The 21,675-nt window shown below is 41.4% G+C and carries 12 protein-coding genes; 8 read left to right on the forward strand and 4 right to left on the reverse strand.

Features of this window, described 5'->3' with window-relative positions:
- Window positions 1–201: 201 nt before the first annotated feature.
- The 4 genes from PQO01_RS08260 to PQO01_RS08275 all read left to right on the forward strand — a co-directional run bounded on the left by PQO01_RS08260 (window position 202) and on the right by PQO01_RS08275 (window position 7,965).
- The gene (locus tag PQO01_RS08260; RefSeq protein WP_274313550.1) at window positions 202–1,572 is read left to right on the forward strand and encodes a DUF1501 domain-containing protein; all 1,371 of its coding nucleotides are present in this window, start codon (window positions 202–204) and stop codon (window positions 1,570–1,572) included.
- The gene (locus PQO01_RS08265; protein ID WP_274313551.1) at window positions 1,569–5,096 is read left to right on the forward strand and encodes a DUF1553 domain-containing protein; all 3,528 of its coding nucleotides are present in this window, start codon (window positions 1,569–1,571) and stop codon (window positions 5,094–5,096) included. The genes PQO01_RS08260 and PQO01_RS08265 overlap by 4 nt, the downstream gene beginning before the upstream one ends.
- A 9-nt stretch (window positions 5,097–5,105) precedes the next feature.
- Window positions 5,106–7,235 (forward strand): c-type cytochrome domain-containing protein, encoded by a 2,130-nt coding sequence (locus tag PQO01_RS08270; protein ID WP_274313552.1) that lies wholly within the window; start codon window positions 5,106–5,108, stop codon window positions 7,233–7,235.
- A gap of 61 nt (window positions 7,236–7,296) precedes the next feature.
- The gene (locus PQO01_RS08275) at window positions 7,297–7,965 is read left to right on the forward strand and encodes a hypothetical protein (RefSeq protein WP_274313553.1); all 669 of its coding nucleotides are present in this window, start codon (window positions 7,297–7,299) and stop codon (window positions 7,963–7,965) included.
- Window positions 7,966–8,103: 138 nt separating this feature from the next.
- Here PQO01_RS08275 and PQO01_RS08280 read toward each other — a convergent pair whose 3' ends face one another.
- Window positions 8,104–9,588, reverse strand: a complete 1,485-nt coding sequence (locus PQO01_RS08280; protein WP_274313554.1) for a phosphomannomutase — start codon at window positions 9,586–9,588, stop codon at window positions 8,104–8,106.
- A gap of 242 nt (window positions 9,589–9,830) precedes the next feature.
- Window positions 9,831–13,673 (reverse strand): DUF7133 domain-containing protein, encoded by a 3,843-nt coding sequence (locus PQO01_RS08285; RefSeq protein WP_274313555.1) that lies wholly within the window; start codon window positions 13,671–13,673, stop codon window positions 9,831–9,833.
- Window positions 13,674–13,908: 235 nt separating this feature from the next.
- Between PQO01_RS08285 and PQO01_RS08290 the strand changes: the two genes are divergently transcribed.
- The 4 genes from PQO01_RS08290 to PQO01_RS08305 are packed head-to-tail and all read left to right on the forward strand — an operon-like array spanning window position 13,909 to window position 19,105.
- Entirely contained in the window at window positions 13,909–14,844 is a 936-nt protein-coding gene (locus PQO01_RS08290; protein ID WP_274313556.1) for a DUF1861 family protein, read from the forward strand.
- 24 nt (window positions 14,845–14,868) lie between these two features.
- Window positions 14,869–16,554 (forward strand): hypothetical protein, encoded by a 1,686-nt coding sequence (locus tag PQO01_RS08295; protein WP_274313557.1) that lies wholly within the window; start codon window positions 14,869–14,871, stop codon window positions 16,552–16,554.
- The gene (locus PQO01_RS08300; RefSeq protein WP_274313558.1) at window positions 16,554–18,008 is read left to right on the forward strand and encodes an MFS transporter; all 1,455 of its coding nucleotides are present in this window, start codon (window positions 16,554–16,556) and stop codon (window positions 18,006–18,008) included. Before PQO01_RS08295 ends, PQO01_RS08300 begins: the two co-directional genes overlap by 1 nt.
- Before the next feature lie 11 nt (window positions 18,009–18,019).
- Window positions 18,020–19,105, forward strand: coding sequence for a glycoside hydrolase family 130 protein (locus PQO01_RS08305; RefSeq protein ID WP_274313559.1), 1,086 nt, complete (start codon window positions 18,020–18,022; stop codon window positions 19,103–19,105).
- Here PQO01_RS08305 and PQO01_RS08310 read toward each other — a convergent pair.
- On the reverse strand, window positions 19,071–21,074 hold the full coding sequence (locus tag PQO01_RS08310; RefSeq protein WP_274313560.1) for a protein kinase domain-containing protein: 2,004 nt from the start codon (window positions 21,072–21,074) through the stop codon (window positions 19,071–19,073). The two genes, PQO01_RS08305 and PQO01_RS08310, sit on opposite strands and share 35 nt — an antisense overlap.
- Window positions 21,074–21,661, reverse strand: a complete 588-nt coding sequence (locus PQO01_RS08315; protein ID WP_274313561.1) for an RNA polymerase sigma factor — start codon at window positions 21,659–21,661, stop codon at window positions 21,074–21,076. Before PQO01_RS08315 ends, PQO01_RS08310 begins: the two co-directional genes overlap by 1 nt.
- Between the last annotated feature and the right edge of the window lie 14 nt (window positions 21,662–21,675).

A 21,675-nucleotide genomic window follows, 5' to 3' on the forward strand; every position in this document is an offset into this window, starting at 1 on the left:
ACAGGAGTATAATAAGCTAATTGACTTATACATTTCATTGGTTGAATTTCTTAAGTCGGCTTTTTCCAAGATTAATAAGATAATATTTTGTTTAGATTGAGCGTTTAACTTATAGATATTTTTTAAACAAGATTGGAATTATGTTATAATTAATGTTATTTATTTACATAAATACAATGAATGAAATTATCAAGGATTAAGATGAATTTTAATAGACGGAATTTTATAAAAAGTCTTAGTGCAGGTGCAATTGCGCCTTCCCTTATGGCGAGCTCTGGACGTAGAATTAAAGCTCAAGCTAAGCAAGTTTTAGTCATCTTTGAGCAAGGTGGTGTTTCTCAAATTGATACTTTTGATCCTAAGCCCCAAGCAAACATTATTCATCGCAGCCCCTTTAAAAACATCAAAACTAATGTTCCTGGCATTCATTTTACAGAGCTCATGGAGAAAACCGCTAAAGTAGCTGACCGCATGACCATTGTACGCTCTATGTATCAAAAGAAAGCATCTATTGGCAATTCTCATCCATTAGGCTCACAGTACGTCATGTCCGCAGGTGACCCCACAGGTCCTGTGGAACTACCCGATATTGGTTCCGTCATTGCTCATCATAAAGGGCGCTTAGCCCCCTACCTTCCCGCTTATGTTCATGAAGCGACTGGTGAACAATCAAAGTTTGCTTCTCGTTTAGGTTTTCTTGCTGCCAAGGATAAAGCTTTTGCCATAAAATATGGTGAGGTAAATGGCCTAGGCTTAAGCAAGGAAGCTATAGAGCAACTCCTCGAACGTCGAAAATTGTTGTCCAAGTTGAATTCTGGTATGGGCAAAAGTACTTCTGAGCAGATATTAGCCATGCAAACCTTCTCACAACAAGCAGAAGAAATGCTCATAAATCCCAATACGGTTGCAGCCTTTGACCTTTCCAAAGAACCCGATCATATCAAAAAAATGTATGGTCCTGAGCAAAAAGAGCTACGTCAACGTGCGGACTTGTATATGCTTGGCCGCAAACTCATAGAATCGGGTGTTCGTTACGTTTGTATTGATACAAAATTTCGCAATATCAACAATCGCTACTCTGGTGGTAATAATATGAACTGGGATCACCACGACGCTATTTATTCAAAGTCACATACAAATATTCCTGGCGGTGGTGCTGGTGGCGGACGCTATGGCATTGGAACTTGGCCTATGATGGGCAGTACAGACTGGGCACTTTCTGGCTTAATCCAAGACATGGATCAACGCGGTTTACTGGAAGATACTTTAGTTTGTTTTGTAACTGAACTCGGTCGCACACCAAAAATTAATGAGCGTCAAGGTCGTGATCACTGGACTCATGCCTTTAGTTATGCTTTTGCAGGCGCAGGGGTTCCCCGCGGTCATGTTGTCGGAGAAACAGATAAAGATGGTTACTATATCACCAGTTCACGCGGCTATACCATAGAAGATTTTGGAGCCACTGTTTTAGAAAAAATGGGCATCGATAATGAGGCCCCTATACATACACCCGGTGGACGTCCGATGTTTATTGCTAAAGGCGGACACGCCATACCGGAGCTTTTCGCATGATCAAACTACTCAGCGCGTTCTTATTCTTTACTACTTTTGCAGCTTACGCAGAGGACATTGTCAAAATCTCTGTTTTACCCAAAGAAATCAAACTTAATAGTGCACGTTCTTGTGCACAGATTCTTGTCACTGGTTACAGCAAAGAGGGAAAAGTTATTGACTTGAGTCGCAAGGCCAAATTTAGTCATGGCCACATGGTAAAAATTGAAGATGCTTACCTTACACCTCTAGCCAATGGCAAAGGTCAGGTCACAATCAGCTATGGAAAACATGTAAAAACAATCCCTCTAACAGTAAATTCCACGGATAAAAATGACCCAGTCTCTTTCAATTGGGAAACACTAGCGATTCTCACCAAGCAAGGATGTAATGGTGGTGGTTGTCATGGTAAACCCAATGGTCGAGGTGCATTGGAATTATCTCTCAACGCCTTTGATCCGGACTTTGATGAAACTAATATGATTCGTGGTGCTATGGGACGTTTCTTGCAACCCATTGCCCCAGAACAAAGTCTATTGCTCAAAAAACCTAGCATGCAAGTTGGGCATGTTGGTGGAAAACGTCTCGAAGTCGGTTCATTACAATATGAACTTCTCTTGCAATGGATTAAGGAAGGTGCCAAATCTGATAAAGGACAGAAGAAACTTAAAACACTAAAAGTATTTCCAAGTGATCGCGCGCTCGAGTTCCCAAATCAAGATCAACAACTTTCAGTTTGGGCTCTTTTCGAAGATGGAACATTCAAAGATGTCACTCGAATAGCTACTTATGCTACATCTCATAAGCGCGTTGCTACAGTGAACGACAATGGACTCGTAAGTGGTCATGATCGTGGTCAATCAGCCATCTCAGTTAGATATATCGACGATGTTGTCACAGTAAATTTCACCATGGTTAAAAAGATTGATGGCTTCAAATGGAAAGCTCCAAAAGAAAATAATTATATCGATACTCTAGTTAACAATAAGCTTCGTCAACTCCAATACCTGCCCGCAGATACAATTGATGATTCAACATTTATTCGTCGCCTTTCTTTAGATGTACGTGGTCAACTTCCTAAAGCCGAAGAAGTTAATAAATTTATCAATGATAAAAATCCACATAAACGTAACCAACTCATAGATAAATATTTAGATTCCGATGAATTTGCTCGTTTTTACGCGATGAAAACTGCAGACTTACTCAAAATTAACACGCACGAACTTAAGTCTGAAAATGCAGCGAATTATAGTCGTTGGATATACGAAGCTATTAAATCAAATATGCCCTTTGACAAGTTCACCGAAGAACTGCTCATGTCACAAGGACATACTGACATAAATCCGAAAGCTAATTTTTTCCGCACCACCACAGATAGCAAAATGGTCACAGAGTCCGTAAGTCAACTCTTTATGGGATCACGACTCACCTGCGCACAGTGCCATAACCACCCATACGAAAGTTGGACTCAGGATAATTATTACCAAATCACTTCTGCTTTTAATAACATTGATCGAAAAATTCTTGCGAGAGAAAAAGGCAATGAACCTTTTAGAAAAACCATTTTGATTAAAGCGAATGGGGTCCGCAACACGGCTAACCCACGTACCAAAATTCATCAACTCCCTTGGCCTATTGATGTCAAACGTGAGTCCAAAGACGACCCACGTCAAGCTTTTGTACAATGGTTGACTGCAAAAGAAAACCCCTACTTTGCCAATACCGAAGTCAATCGTATTTGGTCTTATTTATTAGGTCGCGGCATTGTCATGCCAGTAGACGACTTTCGTCCTTCAAACCCGGCTACTAACAAAGAATTATTGGCGGCCCTAGCCAAGGACTTTACTGAGTCAGGCTATGACCGCAAGCATATGTTTAGGCAGATTCTAAATTCACAAACTTATCAACGCACTACTGAAAGCAATGACTTCAATAAAAAAGACAGCGAACTTTTCTCTCACGCTCGTCCACGTGTTTTAGCTGCTGAACAAGTTAAAGATGCCATACTGCTTTTATGTGATGCTCCCGATAGTAATAAACTTAAAAATGAACAAAAGTTTACCAAGCAAAAAGTTAAAGAGATCAATGAGCTCAAAGTCAATTTGGGTAAAAACTTCCCTCATTGGCTTAAAGAGGTACAAAAAGATGCGCAATGGCAGGATCTAAAAGCTTCACAAGCACAGCAAATCCTTCAAAAAGAAGGCTACAAAGACTTAAAGCCGAGTGAATATATTGAGACAAGTCCAAATAGTAATCCTAACAAAGATCAACGACTAGGAGCTGTTCGTAGCTATCACCCACTAAAAGATGGTACTTTAACGGCACTTCGTTTTGTGTTTGCGAAAAACGCAAAAAACAAATATGGCAATGGGTTTCAAGGTAAGTTTGGCCTCAGTAAACAACATGCATGGATCACCACAAAGGGAATTGGGAACAAAGTTAAATATATAGAGATCGAAGCTAATCGAGATAATGCCATTGGTGAAATTGAATTGATTATGGATGGCAAAAACCTCAGCTCACAAGCCAAGATTAGAGACATGGCATCAGGCGCTGTATATAAACAACTTCAAAATGCTAAGCCTCAGGCTGTAAAAACTTCTGCAAAGCTAAAAATTGAGTTCCCTGTAGAAACGGCTCTTCAATTCTTAAGCCTTCATCTACATCACAATGCGACTATAAAATTCTTCAATGCGCAATCAAAGCTCATTCATCAAGCCAAGGTAAGTTCAAATAGGCGAATGGATGTGACGACTCTTGCTCTTCCCTCAGTTCAAAAGATTGATATTACAGCAGCTCAATACGGCGAATTTCATGGGGATACTATACTCACTAAACAAGTCAGTAAAGAAGGACAATGGTTACCTCACAATATTAATGTTGAACCCCATTATGCCATAACTTTTAAAGAACTACAGACAAAAGCTGGCCAGGTTCTTGTTCTCGAACAAAACCATCTCCAAAGGGACGAAGGTATTTTTGCAAAATACAAAATACAAATGAGTACTCATCCCGTTGCGACTACTCAAACATCACTCAATCTCGATACACTCAACATGGCGCAAAAATATTCCAAGCTTGCTGGTTGGGAACGTGATTATGTGAAATATAGTTATTATCAATCCTCCGCACAATATAAAACTTTGAAAGAGGAATGGAGCAAAGTTCAGAATAAGCTAGACAAAGTATTTGCTACACAAAAACTCTATCCAGAAAAATCTAAATTTCTTACCGCCTTTGGTCAGCCTGAACGAAAGACCGTTTGTGCCTGCGAAAGACCCGAATCAGTGGCTTTGGATCAAAGCTTACAACTCATGAATGGTGAATACATCAAAGAGAAACTCAAACGAGTTGTCTATAACAAAAAACTTGATGAAGCGGAAAATATCAAACAACTGTATCTGAGTGCTTATTCCCGAAGTCCAAAGAACGATGAATTAAAAATTGCTACAGATCATCTCAAAAAAACAACTGATAAAGATGAAGCTTTACGCGACCTTTATTGGGTGGTCATTAATTCAAATGAATTTATTTTTCAGCATTAGGAGCTTATAATGAAAAAAATCATACTTTGCACTCTACTAGCTCTATCAGTCAATGCTGAAGTGAGCTTCAAAAAACACTTAGCTCCAATACTTAAACAGAAATGCGAATCATGCCATGGAGAACAAAAAAAGAAAGGTGGCTATGGTGTGGATACTTTTACTAAATTCATGAAAGCAGGTAAAAGTGGTATCGAGGCTATCGTGCCCAAAGACCCAGAAGATAGTTACCTCTACGAATTATTGATTACTGATGATGAAGACGAACGCATGCCTCAAAAAGATGATGCCCTTAGTAAAGCGGAAATAAAACTCTTTGAACAATGGATTGCGGAAGGCGCAAAATTTGATGGTGAATCTGAAGAAGACAAACTCATTACCATGTTACCACCACCCAAACATCCTAAACCTCCAAAGACTTATCCCACAAAACTCCCAGTCTTTACTTCAAAGTTTTCTCCTGATGGAAAAACCATATTTTCCGCGGGGTATAACGAAGTTCTTATCTGGGATCATAAAGGTAAATTATTAGATCGTATACAGGGTCTTCCACAAACCATTAATGCGATCGTTTTTTCAAAAGATGGTAAATCTATATATGTTGGAGGTGGTGCACCTGGTGAATATGGTGAAATAAGCCAAGTGAACTTGAAGAGTAAAAGTATCAAGAACATTGCTATGTGTGAAGATGTTGTTCTCGATTTAACGATGTCTCCCGATGGTTCAAAACTCATTGCCGGTGGCGCAGATAGTAATATTCGAGTTTTTGATTTAAAAAACAATAAACTTCTCTGGCGTAATAAACAGCATGCACATTGGGTCACGGGACTCGCAGTAACTGATTATAGCTTTTATGAAGAACAAGCTAAAAATGAAGGCCTCCCCGACTTTCTTGTTTACACTGAATTTGAAAAGAAAGGCGGTGAACACAATAGACAAATTTGGAAGTTTGCTGACCGTACAATTATTCGCGAAGCGAATTGGCAGCTCGAATTCGCACAAGATAAAAATATTAAGCTATCCGATATTCGTGAAACAGGAATTGGCAAAACTCGTGAAGTCAAAACAACTGACTACAATGCTACTGACATCGAAAAATATAAAAATGTAGTCGACTACTTAAAGAAACTCAGTTCAGATTGGGGTTCAAAAGTCGACGCACAACCGTTCCTTATTTCCTCTTCTTTCGATAAAACCCTTAAAGTTTTTAACTTAAAATCAGGTTTGCTCTTCACAACTTACAAGGGGCATTCCAAAGTTTACGGTAAAGTTAATGGTCACTTCAAAGTCTATTCAGTTATTACCCAAAAAGATAGCCTACTTGCTTGGTCTGCAGGTGGAGGTAAACATCTACATGGATGGAATCCCGTCTTGATTCGCGATGAAGATGGTACTGCAGGCGATATGGAAGAACGTTTTGCCAAAGAAGGCTCAGCAATTTTTCTTAGGCATGATTTTAAAAAGAAAAATATTTTTAAGCTTAAACAGCAAGGAGATTTTCTCTGGGCAGTGGCTGATGACGGGGCAATTAAAAAATTCCCAATCCCGAACGATGGAAAATTTGATCCAGACAAGCCCGCCGAAACTTTCACCGCTCAACTTCAAGATGATTACCTAATGTCACTCGACCTTAAAAAGGGCAATATTATTACCGCTAGTTTTAGTGGTCACATCAGTCAATTAGATTTAAATAGCAAGAAAAATAATTTTATGGTCACTGGAACTAAAGGAACGACAAATCAAATGATTGAGCAAAGCATTGATGGTAAAAGCGCTAGTAAATGGTGCTTGTTCCATGAGAATAAAGTCGTCACTTGGCAAGCTGAATACGATCGACCTGTGGGCATAATTTCTTACGAACTCACTTCTGGTGGAGATGTACCCCAGCGCGATCCAAAAAATTGGCTTCTCGAAGCATCCAATGATGGAAAAACGTGGACTCCACTAGATACAAAGTCTAATCAAACCATGTTTGAAAAACGTCGTATGAAACGTTCATATGAATTGAGTGAATCTTCGCATGAATTTAAGTTCTATCGTTTTAGTTTTCACAAAGTCCATGGCAATGATATGTTTCAAATTTCTCAAATTAAGTTAAATACGACTCAGACAAATAGAAGTTTTGCCGCCTACCCTAAGTAAAGCCAAGCTTTTATAAAACGCTCTTGTGTATTCATCATTTCTAAAACCTTAAGAGTTAAAGATGCCAAAAATACTAATCACTCTAGTCATTAACTTTGTATTGCTCTTCACTGCTTTCGCTGATGAATACAAAAAGCAAGATAATAAATCTTGGCATATCTATATTCAGCAAACGGATGATAAGGCTCATAAAGCGACTTTAACTCAAGCATATGAGCAATTAGAAAAAGACTTATTGGAAGTTGAGCAATTAATACCTAAAAAACATTTAAGGCATCTTAAAAAAGTTAAGATCTGGATAAGCGTCAATACTCAAGCTGGCGCCGCCTATCACCCTTCAGAACAATGGTTGCGTAATAACGGACGAAATCCAAAAATGGCCATGTCAATAGAGATTCAAAATGCGCAAAACTATATTGATTGGCTTAAATACCAACCGATGATTATTCTACATGAACTTTCTCATGCCTATCATCATCAAGTCTTAGGCTATAATCATAAAGAAATATTGAATACTTATAAGAAGGCCAAACAAAGTGGGATCTATGATTCTGTTCAGTATGTTGCAGGTGGAAAAAAGCGAGCTTACGCTATGAATAACGACAAAGAATACTTTGCCGAACTCACGGAAGCTTATTTTGGCAAGAATGACTTTTACCCATTCACTAGATCAGAACTCAAAGAACACGACCCAAGTGCCTATAAACTTATCGAAAAAATCTGGAAATAAACCCTGCAATTTATCCGTTAAATATATGATTCTTGGACCAGTTGAAAACAATATTGGAAAATACTACTCTTTTAAAGCTGATAAGTAAATCGCTTGAATTAATACAAAACCTTGGCTTAAACCACAGTAACAAAAAAGTTAGATCCAGGTGCTCATGAGTTCGATGCATTGAGCATTGAGTTCAACTGCGCGTTCTTCTGAATCAGCTTCATTATAACAACGTAATTCCGGCGCATTACCTGAAGGACGAAGATGAATAATTTCATCATTCTCAAAAGTTATACGAATACCATCGGTATCATCCATGCTTACTACTTTCCCACATAAATGACCAAAGAGCCTTTCTATTTTCTTTGCGTCTTTCGCAAAATCATCTGTATTAAATTCAGCGAGTTTAGCCTTGGATTTCTCAGTCGGAAATTCTTTGAGACGATCTGATGCTGTAAAACGCGCAGGAAGTTCATTAACGAGTTCAGAAAGCTTGATGGCTTTTGCTTTGGCATCTGCCAGCAAAGCAATATGAAGTATAACAGCATCACGTGTTGGTAGCGCATCGAGTGTTTTGCCTTCGGCAATGAAATCAGAGTTCGTTAAAAAACCACCATTAGCCTCATAACCCACCACCATATTTGCACCTTTTGCAGATGCTTCTTTCATAGAGGCTATCACATAGGGACTTCCGATACGAGTTCTACTCACCGATTCAAAAGCTCCACAAGACTCCACTGCCGTATTACAGCTAACTGGAGTCGCCACAGCATCTGCTTTTAGATAACGCGCGCAGAGAATCCCTGCCACATCACCCCGTAGCCAATGCCCCTTCTCATCAGAAATCAGTGGACGATCACAGTCGCCATCAGCACTGAGAATTGCATCAAAATCACCCGATGCTGCCCATTCTGCCGCGAGCTTCACATCTTCCGGGCGAATGGCTTCGGTATCAACCGGAATAAATTTTTCACTACGACCAAGACCTGTCACATTGGCTCCAAGAGCTGAATAAATTTTCTTGAGTACATCACGACCTACACAGCTGTGTTCGTAGACACCAAGCTTCAAACCGGCCAGTGCCTCTGAAGCAAAGAAATCTGTGTAACGCTTCAGGAATAAATCTTCTGCCTCAGTATAAATAGCTGGAAGTTCATAGGCCTCGTTAAAAAAGCCATCAGCTTTCACAAGTCCTTCTAGAAGCTCCACTGACTGGGAACGAATCCCCTGCTCGTCTTCCTTGAGGATTTCACCCAAAGGAGTGTTGTATTTAATTCCATTGCGATCATCAGGGATATGGCTTCCCGTTACCATTACGGAAGGAACTTTGTTGACCAATCCGTAATAAGCTACTGCTGGAGAAGGAACTTCACCACAATAAACGGGCTTGTAGCCTTTATCTTCCACGGCTTTTGCGACCGCCGCACAAATACGCGGACTCGAAGGACGTAGATCTCCTGCGATGGCAACTTCGCTGCCTTTTGTAATATTACCCACCTGCTCCAAATGCTGTAGGAAAGCCACCGTGTAGGAATAGCACACCGCATCAGTCATTGCATCCGCTAGACCTCGGGCACCGGAAGTTCCAAATTTCACTCCACTCTCTTCCATGAGAGCTTCAATCTCGTATTTCATTGACATCTTAATTTCTCTTGATTTTTTGATTACTAAGATAATATACCATCTTTCTAAAGATGTATTAAAGTAAGGATTAAATAATAAATAATTTGATCTAAGTTTAGATCTCTTTTGAAACGCGCAACTTTAGCTGCGCAGACCTATTTCTACCTTACTGGGTACGACAAGTACCTGCTTGGCACATAATTCAAACAACTCCTATTTCGCCAACACGCTAAAGCGTGGACTACCTACACGAACTAAATATCTATCGTTCTCGATACATTTTTGGTCTTTGTTGAAGCTGACTTCTGAGTTTTGTCTTTTACAAAAAATGCCTCCGCCCAGTTGGCGTGATCTCCATCAGGCTTACCATCTTTACCATTCGCAACCACGAGCCTAATTTCAGATGCTTGGCTCACGTCAATATCCACAAATTTTGCCTTATCTCCCTTAAACATGTCTCCACTATCAAAGACTTTTTCTCCGTCAAGATAAACTTCAAAGCTACAGTAAGTGTCATGCCCACTATCTGAGTGCCCCACATGACTAAAGAAGCGCTTGTAGCCCTTCCCTGCTATATCAAAAACCATCTCACTATGGGCATGAGTCCAAATCCCCTTTTTGTACTTCACTTTGCCAATACTGATATTTTTATCTTGCTTAAAACCACCCCAACCAATCTTTTTAGACTTAGCCTTTTTAAATTGTAGGTAATCACGCTGACCCACTGGATATTGATCTGGGTCACCCATTCCAGGACCAAGAATTTTTAAGTCTTCAAGTTGCCACCACAGGCCTTTTTCTTCCATGCAGGTAATGCGAACTTTTTTGGCTATTGCCATTGGAAAGGACACCTCGGTAAACTTATTACCCTTGGCTTTCTCAACGACTGTCTTCCATGTTTTACCATCTTCAGAAATCTCAACTTTAATGGCTCTGGCGTAATCTCCGCCTTTCGCCTGCAGCTGCACTTTGTAAACATTGCGCTGATGAGGAAATTCTGCTTCTATCCACATACCCTTTTTCATCGAAGCCTTACTAGCATAAGTGTTTTTAGAATTATCATCCTGAAGATTCAGGAGATCTTTGGCTTTATGACTGGCATTAAGTTTCCAGAGACGGATATCACCACCTGAATTAAGTAAAATCTGACGCAAGCTCTGTTCTGTATAAGGCTTTTGCACATCTTTAGTTTGATCACGAACTTTAGCCACATCTTTTTCTGTGATCATCTCTGCCTTATTGCCAAAGCTATTACGAATATATGTTAGCACTGCAGCAATGTACTGATCATTATTAGTCTTAAGACCCATCATCATTCCACCAGCATAAGTCTTACCATCAATTGGACCGCTAAAACCATGCAGAGTGATTCTTGACAACACATCTTTATCACCGAGAACGCGCGGGTTTTTAACAAAGGAAGGAGCCATGAGTCCCGCACCCGCCGGCATGCCCTGCCCCGCCGGTCCATGGCAAGTGGCACAGAGGGCATCAAAATGTTTTTTACCCTCTGCCATTAAGGCAGCTTCTTCAGCATTGAGTTTTGCGAGAGACGCAAGACGCGCTTGCTCTTCGAAATAATCCTTATTGAGCTCATCATCAATTTCCTTGAGATAATCATTAGATGGATTTGCTTTCATGACAGCATTAGCCATGGCACGAGTTTCTTTACTTACCTTAGTGGACGCTGAAAGAATTAACTGAATTGCAACTTCTTTTGCTGGATCTTTAACGAGGCCTTTTAGTGCGTATATGTTTTTTATATCCTCTTGGAAATACGGTTCTGTCATGCGAATAGCAGCTGCACGTACGTGAGGACTCTTGTCTTTATAAACCTGTTTGAGATAATCAAGGTCAATAAGTCCTAAGCCTTCCAATGTCCAAAGGGCATGGAGTCGCGCCAACTCAAAGCTGTTGGTTGAAACTATTTTTTTAAGTTCTGACTCGACTGATTTGTCTCCGCTGAGAACGATAAGTTTTTGAGCTTCGTCGCGCCACCAGCCATTGGGGTGTGCTAGGTGTCGTACTAGCTGAGCCGGACTTTCCTCCAGCATGCGTGGTTTTTTGTCATTTGGCTTAAAATCCTTATGGCGCACACGGTAAATACGACCGTGACCAATATTTTTATCTAGACCATAAAACTTAACGGCTTTGCGAATAAAAGAACCCTCAGGAACCCAAGCACCCTCCTGGATTATACCGCGATGCATATCCACGAGATAAAGTGTTCCATCGGGCCCCGTTGCCGCATTCACTGGACGGAAGTTGGCATCGGAACTCGCAATAAACTCTTTTTTATCATAGGCATTATGCATCACTGAACGCCCCTTTTCGTCAACTTTGAAAGTGGCACGACGCGTTAAGCGTCCCACAGGTGTACTAAAAATTAGTTCACCTTGCATTTCTTTTGGGAGCTTATCACCACGAAAAACAGCCTGCCCGCAGGTATCGGTGAAACTCTTTATGGCTCCGCTTGGGTGCATAGCTCCCATACCACCTTGAGCATCAAATACCTTATCTATCCCCCAGACATTTCTAAAGCCTTCAGAGCGTACCCACTTTGGGTCCCATTTTGTATAGATATTTGGGAAGAGTGTATGCACCGGACCCACACCTGCTCCAGCGTCTGCAAAAATAACCTTACCATAATTATCCTGAGTGAGTCCCCACTGACCACGATTACCCTTGGTCATCACCTTTTTCACAGTGCCATTTGTGTAACGATATGCATGCTGATTATAGGTTGTATAGATATTATTATCCATTGCCCAGATCAAACCGCTGGGCTGATGCTCTAGATTGCCGCCGCGTTTTCCTCCTTCATACCAAATTTTCTTTTTATCAGAAACGCCATCCCCATCGGTATCAAAGTACTCATAGATGTCATTGGTATTTGTTTCGCCAATGAGCACACTGTCTTTTAGAGGAAGTACTACACGAGGAAGATTCATCTTATCGGCAAATACCGTACGCTTATCCATAATGCCATCGTCATTAGTATCCTCTAAGCGAAGAACACGGCTGACCTTGTCATGTTTACCAGAACCATCCACATCCTGCATGTAGGTTTCCATCTGCGCCACGTACATGCGTCCATTACCATCCCATACACAAAGTACGGGTTCGTAAAGCATGTCATCACCGGCAACGAGCTCCAGGCTATAATCACCCTGAACCTCAAACTCCTTCATACTCTCTTTTTCATTACGTTGACGTACGAGTGGATCCTGCGTTTGCTCAAGTGGCGGCAGTGCATAAGCCGGCTTGGGTTTTGAAGAAGTATCCACATCTAGTTCCCCAAGTACAAAGCGCATGCCCTGAACCCACATTTGAAGAACATCTTTATTCCAGTAAACATGATGATTATGACCCGGACTTGAAACAAATACACGACCCTTGCCGTACTCTTTGACCCAAACCATGGCGTAATCATTGTCTTCGCGTTTCATTCCTCCGCGATGATTCTGAAATTTTGACATATCCACAGAAAGTAAAACGCGATTATCTTTGCGATCAAAATCCTTGTATTGGTAGAGTTCATCATTGAGTTCAAAACTTTGCTCGCCATTAAAGATATTGGCAACAATGGGATGACTTGGGTCTTCATTGCAAATACAGTAAGTGCCCTTATGCCCCCAAGGGTGACCGTCAAAATCACCACCCGTCATTTTTACGTATTCAGGCCAACCTCCATCAGTTGCTGCGTGAACCGCAAAAAGTCCACCGCCATTCTTTACAAAATCAGTCAACTCCTTGCGTTTGAGAGGATCCTTAATCCCCTTTTCCATCTTGGTCGTATTATTGAGGTAAAGCGCATCGTATTTTGCGAGGTTCGCAGCTGAGAGATCTTTAGCATCATCACTAAAATCGACTTCAAACATGTCCGTCTGATCACCCATGACCTGAATCATCTTTTTGGCCGTTTTTATCGATGTATGCGGAAAGCCATAAGGTTTGGAAAAACAAAGTACTTTATATTTCTTTTTAGCGTTCACAGAACCCGGCATATTCTTTTTGATATTGATAAGCTCTTCATCAGCGAAAAGCGAAAAAGTAAAAAAGAAAGAAGCCAAACAAATGGATAACTTTTTAATCATGAAAACCTCGTTGTTAATTTCTATATCCATTTGCTTTGAAAAACACTTTCTAAACAAACTTTTTCCAAATCCCTCAATTTTTTCATTATCATCTAATTTTTTATCTAAATCTTTATTTTCCTGTTAGGTTTTTGTCTCCTGCTGTAAATGAACTGATGAATACCTGCGGAGAAACTGAGAGTTCTTTTAGCCCACCCAATATAAGATATTAATACATTATTATTCAGGAGACAATATGACGGTAAAAACTTACACCGATGCCTATGAGCAACTCAAGAACACCCTACAAACTGCCAACTTAAAAACCGATAAGATTAAATTTGACGGCGTGGGCACACGCGATGTCTACAATATCACTGCACCCTTTGAATCCGCTGGTAAAACTGTCATCGGTGGTCGTGTTGAAAATCGTGATGAAGAGTATTCTGAACTGATGTTTTTTGAAGAGCAGGACAAGGTTTGGCTACCCGTTGCGGACTCCGCAAGTTTTAAACTTCAGGACCCCTTCTTCACGCGTATCAATGGTGAACTCATTGTTGGTGGAGTGGAAGTCGCAGTCGTTCCTGGCACAGAAGACAAGCTCACTTGGCGCACCAATTTTTACCGAGGTAAAGATATCTATGAACTCACCCCATTCTTCCAAGGCCCGGAACATATGAAAGATATCCGCCTAGTTGAACTCAAAGATGACCGCATTGGTGTATTCACACGCCCACAAGGCAAAAAAGGCGGTCGAGGCAAGATTGGTTATACCGAAGTTGACAAACTCGAAGATTTAAATGAACAAATCATTCTCGATGCCAAACTCTTTAATCAGTTCACTGATGAAGAGTGGGGAGGAGCCAATGAAATTCACTTGCTCAAAAATGGAAAGCTTGGTGTGTTGGCTCACATTGCTTGCTTTAGCGATAAGGGCAAAAACCGCCACTACGCATCATCTGCCTTTATGTACGATCCAGAAACAGAAAAGTATTCGGAAATGAAAATGATTGCTAGCCGCGACCTATTTAGTCCGGGAGTTGCCAAGCGCCCCGACCTAGAAGATGTGGTTTTTTCGGGTGGTCTCAAACGCGAAGGCAATGGCAAAGCTGTTCTCTATGCGGGAATTGGCGATGCCGAAGCGCATTGGTTGGAAATTGACGACCCCTTCATTGAATGGGAATTGGCGTAAGCCAATCATTCAGGAAGGTCATTAATGAAATTATTTATAAAATTCACTAGCTTACTCTGCTCTGCTTTTCTAGCGTCCTGCAGCAGTACCGTAGAACGCAGTCCAGTTGAGGGAAGAATACATTTAACTGATCAAATGCCCAACTTCCCTGAACCATATGATATGCGGGACTGGAATCAGGTGGCCAGTGATTTTGATAAAGTTTTATATGACCTGAATGCTAAAGGAACGCACCTGCCACTTACCCATCTAATTAGCCCGAAAGATAATATCAACACTGGGAAAGCCGGCTTTGGCTTCACATCCTACGTCGGCCCCACTGATGAGCATAAGGATTCATTCGAAGCCATTGCGGTGATGGGCAGTGTACTCGGTGCGACTTATAATGGCCAGGATAAATCGAATGGAAAATACAACTGGGTAGAAATGTGTGAGCAGTACTACAATTCGGCCAACGGCCGCAACTTAGTCCTTAATCATATAGATACCGATTACGACTCTTTCTGGTACACGGTTTTCCCTCACATTCTCTTTTATTCAATCTATGATCGCTACCCAGAAACAGGCAAGATGAAAGAAATAGTGCGCATCACTGCCGATAAATGGTATGATGCAGCCGTCATTCTCAACAAAAAAGGCTTTGACTTCACTTATTTTGATTTCGATAAAAATAAAGCCAAAAAGAATGGCAAATGGACTGAGCCGGATAGTGCGGCTGGTATTGGCTGGTTGATGTATGCCGCCTGGCTTAAGCTAAAAGATCCTAAATATCTTGAAGCCGCTAAATGGTGCTTCGATTATCTCGACTCACTCGAAATTGATAAAAACCCTTACTATGAAGTTCAACTCCCCTTTGGCGCCTACGCGGCCGTTCGCATGAATGCCGAATTGGGAACGAATTACGATACAACGAAGTTCGTCAATTGGTGCTTTGATCATACCAGTTTAGTACGCGGTGATATGGGTGTGATTCACAAACGTTGGGAAGGAAATGACTGTCATGGGCTGGTCGGCTCAATCAATACTCCGCCATGGCGACATGTGGAGGGCGGTTATGCTTTTGCCATGAATACCTTTGCGATGGCGGCTCCATTTATTTCCATGGTTCGTTACGACGAGCGTTATTCCCGCGATATCGGCAAATGGATTCTCAATGCCGCCAATGCCTCGCGACTGTTTTATAGTGACTACCACCCCGCAAAAAAACAGTCCTCACCTGAATGGAGGGAAGAATCACAGAACGTCATTGCCTACGAAGGCCTACGTCAGTTCTGGAATGAAAATGAACCGGCACTTTATGCCAGTGGCGATGCCACAAAATATAACTGGGGATACGACACTGACTTTGGCCTGTATGGTTCTTCTTATGTGGGAGTTTTTGGCGGAGCAATTCGCACCACCAATCACAAGTACATACTACAACTGGACTGTTTGGCTACAGAATTTGATCGCGCCAATTCATATCCAAGCTACCTCTACTTCAATCCTTATAATGTAGTGAAAAAAGTGGATCTAGAACTCCCGCCAGGAAAGTTCGATATCTATAATACTCTAAACAATTCGTTCATGGCAAAAGCAGTCTCAGCTAAGACTCAAATTGCGATCCCCGCAAATGGCTCAGTCGTGATTGTTCTAGCACCTGCAAATGGCAAAATCACTAAACAGTTAAACAAGACGCTCATCAATGGTGTTGTGGTAGATTACCGCTAATGCACGAAAATCTGCCCATACCGGAAAAAGACCGGGTTCCCGCAAAACAAAAGTTGGCCTATGGCGCCGGGGGCTTGGGCGATTTTTTCATCCCCAGTTTTATTCAGGCACTATTTACCTATGTCTTTATTGTGGACATGAAACTAGACCCCGAAAAAATGGGCTGGGTTCTTGCTGCCACTAAAGCTGTTAGCATGATTGGTGATCCCACGGCTGGTTTCATTTCTGATAAAACTAGAACTAAATGGGGACGTAGAAAACCCTATATTTTGGTCATGGGCATAGTTTGTGCGGTCATGATGCCATTTGCATGGATGGTTCCAAGTGTCGAGGGCGGAGTGGATTTGCTCTTATTTCATATAAGCGAAGAAAACTTTAAGTTCCTCTACATCTTCATTATGATGTCCATGTATTTTCTCGCGCACTCATTCTATTCAGTGCCCTACAAAGCCCTAGGTTTTGAACTCACCCGAAATTACGACGAAAAAACCAAAGTATTCACCTGGAAAAAGTATGTCGAAACCCTCGGACTCTTTATGGTTGCTTGGTTCTATTGGTTTACTGCACGACCTGTGTTCGGTGGCGTGAGTAAGGGCGCTGTAGTCCTAGGCATTATTGTCGGCTTTATTTTGCTGCTTTGTTCCTTAGCCGTCTTTTTTGGTAATCATGAAGTTGCGGAAGAACTGACTTTTGAAAAGAAAGATAAAATCCCCTTGTCGACGGCAATTAAAGCAACTTTCACGAATAAGGCCTTCCTGCTTGTACAGGGTGCCATTTTATTTGTCATGCTCGGCATGGGAATTGACGCCATCATCGGTAATTACCTGCATGTTCACTATACTTCTGGCGGTAGCGAAGATCTAGCATCAAAAATAGGCGGCATCGGCGGGACGGTTTCAACCATTGTTATTTTTATTGCCTTGCCAATTGCGCTCTGGGTGTCGACTCACTGGGGCAAAAAAGAAGCCGCACTCATGGGAACCTTTGTCTTGCTCATTGGTGTCAGCTCTATTCCCTGGATGATGACTCCCGCTTATCCCTACCTAATCATTTTCGTGTGGGCTCTATCACAATTTGGTGCCCAAACAACTAATCTTGTGTACACTTCCATGATGGCGGATGTTTGCGACCAAGATGAATTGATCACCGGTAAAAGACGTGAGGGGACTTATGCCGCTGCCAGTAGCGTGATTGCCAAAGTATCGGATGTTCTTGTACTCTTATTGAGCGGCTACATGCCCCGCTTAGCTGGCTACGTCAATACTGAAGTAAAACCAAACATGGAACAGCTGGAAAACATGAAAACTCTTCTGATTTCGACAGATATAATCGGTGTGGTAGCCGCTATTATACTGATTGCTTTCTACCCCCTCTCAAGAAAAAAATGCAGCGATATTCAACAACAGCTCGAAGAACAAAACACTACTTCAATTGAATCGGAAACACTTAAATAAAAAGATCAATTATGGACATTGCCAAAAGATTTAAAAACAATCCCCTCATTAAACCACAGGATGTAAAACCTAGCTTAGAAGGTGCTGAAGTCGAGTGCCTACTCAACCCTGGAACATTTACTTTTAATGGTAAGATATACCTACTTATGCGCGTCGCTGAACGGATGATTCAAAAAGAGGGTTTCATTTCCACTCTCGTCGTCGATCAAGCTTCTCCAGAAGGGGTAAGTATAGTTGAATTTGCCCTCGACGACCCCCTGCTCTCCTACGATGATGCACGCGTCTTTAGCTATGATGGCAAAACCTATCTCACGACCTTGTCTCACCTGCGCCTTGCCGAGAGTTGTGATGGCATTCATTTTACTGCCCATGACAAGCCTCTGATTCTTGGTGAAGGTGAATACGAAACTTTTGGTGTGGAAGACTGTCGTGTCACTCAAATTGACGATACTTATCACCTCACCTACACAGCCGTTTCTGAGTATGGCCCAGCAGTTGGCATGCAGAGTACAAAAGATTGGAAGACCTTTTCTAAGAATGGTGTAATTCTCCCTCCCCCAAACAAGGACTGCGCAATTTTTGATGAGCAAGTCAATGAGCTCTACTGGGCCCTTCATCGTCCAGTTGTAAAAGTCGATAGCTGGTCAGAACTCAATATTTGGATTGCCTCTTCTCCTAATCTAAAGAATTGGGGAGACCATCTATGCCTAGCAAAAACTCGACCCGGAATGTGGGATAGTCAACGCATTGGCGCTGGAGCTACTCCCATTAAAACAGACAAAGGCTGGCTGGAAATTTACCATGGCTGTGACGAGAGTTCCCGTTACTGCCTTGGCGCCCTACTTCTGGATCTAAATGACCCCACTAAAGTGATAGCCCGTTCCGAAAAACCCATCATGCAACCATTAGCTCAATACGAACAGGAAGGCTTCTTTGGCAATGTGGTTTTCACCAATGGCCACCTCGTAGAAGACGACGAAATTACGGTTTATTATGGTGCATCTGATACGGTAATCTGTGCAGCAAAATTATCGATTCCGCAGATTTTAGCAAGTCTGAATATTAATCCTGAACAAGTACCTGAATTGATGGTTTAAGAACTTTTATTTGACGGGCAGAAAACTGCTTAGGCAGCACAATTACTTTTTCAATGGCAGGCAATTGATTGAGCGGTTCCAAATCGGGAACCAGAGTATGTCTCACATCCAATTCTTTTAAATTATTTAATCCTCTCAACTGACTAAGATCATGAATTTGTGTATTGCGTATGTCTAAAGACACTAGATCTAAAGGAGCTAGTAAGCTGTTACGATTATCAGCCATATCTTCGGTCCCTAAAATCTTAAAATCCGCACCTGATAAACTTAGAGATTTGGTACTCGGGGAATAGTCAAAGGTGCTATCTTTCAGCCCATTATTCCAACCTGACAATACCAATTTAACAACCTTCTCATAGCCTTGGAAATTTTTGCGATTGGCTGTATCCCAAACCATAGCCTTTTCCAGCATATCCCGCTGTCGCAAATTAAAGTGAAGAATAGATTTAAAGAAATCATCTATATTTAATAAGCCTGATTTTGTTCGAGGTACATCTATAAACTTAGGCGCATGTTTAAAGAGATAATAAGGCTTTTCTCTATCTTTATTTAATTCATAAACTTCACGGTAACGCTGTTGAATATAGTAATACTCACTTAGAATATTCATCTGTGCATCACCAGGAGGCCTATTTTCAAAATCAGCTACTTTGTCCGCTACGCTCTTGATGGGTTTAGAGTAGTCGATTTGCTGAATGATGGTTTTCTGAATTAAATCTTTTTGAATACCCAAAGCCGCTACACGTTTTTGCTCATTTTGGTTTTCAATGAGCAATGACTCAGCCTTTTTACGTGCTTCATCTGCTTCCTGTCCAGCAGCAATCGCCTCGGCAGTTTTCTTATTCAAATTTATAATGAACTGAGCCGATCCAATGATGATAACTAAACTGAGAATAAAGGTCACATTGCAGATCAACTTATTGCGTTTGTAGAGCAATGTAAGGCCTCTTAAGAAGGAGGCATTTTCTGCGCTGGTCGCAAAACCTGCGAGATAGTTGTAAACTTCCTTACGTAAAGCAATTACTGAATCATAACGTTCATTCTGATCTAAAGAAACAGCTTTCATAACCACTGCGCTAAGACTATGGGGAACATTTAATTTGGGGAAACGCTGTGCGGGGGGAATCATCCTCCCCGTAGTTGTAACCTCTAGGATCTCATCCGTACCGCCATCGATTGGTGAGCTATTGGTTAAAATGGTATACAATAGGCAACCCAGTGCATAAATATCTGTGGTTTCGTTCTTTTCCTTACCATCTTTAACCTGCTCAGGGGCCATATAGCCTGGCGTACCTTTAATTTCACCCGTAAGAGTCATACTATTTAGCCAATCGGGATTAAACATCTCTACATTAGAACTGCTGTCCTGCTTACCAATAATTTTACCAAGACCCCAGTCGCATACCTGCACTTCACCAAACTCACCTACCTGAATATTCCCTGGTTTAATATCGAGATGAACCACCCCTTTTGAATGAGCATAGGCAATGGCATCGCAAACTTTTAGAAAAATCTCAAGTACAGAGTTTAAAGGATATTTTTCTAGGTATTCAAGATTACCCGAATGTTTTTGAGAAATGATTTTTCGCAGGTCATCTCCCTGCTTGAGTTCCATGGTGAAAAATGGAGTTTGATCCTCATCAATCCCCATGTCGTGAATACTGATAATATTGGGATGCTCCAATAAACCTGTCAGGCGTGCTTCACAAATAAAAGGGTCGTAAGTTTCTTTGGGTGCTCCTTCATGAAGTTTAGCCATGGCGATATAACGTCCCGTCACAGCATCGAAAACACGAGAAATTGTTTTCATCCCTCCGGAATTGATCAATTCAGGGTCCAAATAGCGTTTTTCACTGGCTTCTAGAGTAGAAAATAAGGGACTTAAGCCTTCTTTTTCATCCGATTCATCCATCGCCATGTCAAAAAGATCTAGAAGGCCCTCTGACCTATTATTGTCTGATTTACCCATCAATACTCAAGCTCAGCAACTAGAGCTCGCACCTCTTCCATAAACTTCTTTTTAACGCGATTTTTGAGTACATAAACCGAGTCTTTTTTAAGATCGACGCGCTCACTAATTTCTTCTGAAGAGATGCCTTTGAGAGAAAGCTCAAAAACCTCTACGGCTTTCCCTGAAAAGAGCTCTCTCATTTTTTTCAGAGCTAACTCACTTATATAAGTTTTCCACTCGCGCTCAATAAGCTCATCCAAATCAGACTCAGGCATGGATTCCAAAAAATCCGCCATGCCCTCTTTTTCACGTTTGGCAATATTACTTTGCTTGCGGTAGTAGTTATAAGTCGTATTGCGAATCACCGCGCCCATCCAGTTGCGAAAAGAAGCTTTCTCCTTATCATAATTCGCCAGATTTTTCCAAAGGTTGACAAGAATTACCTGCGTTAGGTCATCCGTGTCCTGACCCGTATAATTCATTTTATAAATGAGTACCTGAATAAAGTTCTCGTAATAAGAGATAAACTCATCCCAAGCCTGATGATCATCAGGATTTTTTGCTCTCTGTAGGAGAGTTTGTCGCGTCACCCAGTCATTACTCATAGTTTTTATTGCCT

This window comes from Lentisphaera marina, from assembly GCF_028745505.1.
Classification (GTDB): Bacteria; Verrucomicrobiota; Lentisphaeria; order Lentisphaerales; family Lentisphaeraceae; genus Lentisphaera; species Lentisphaera marina.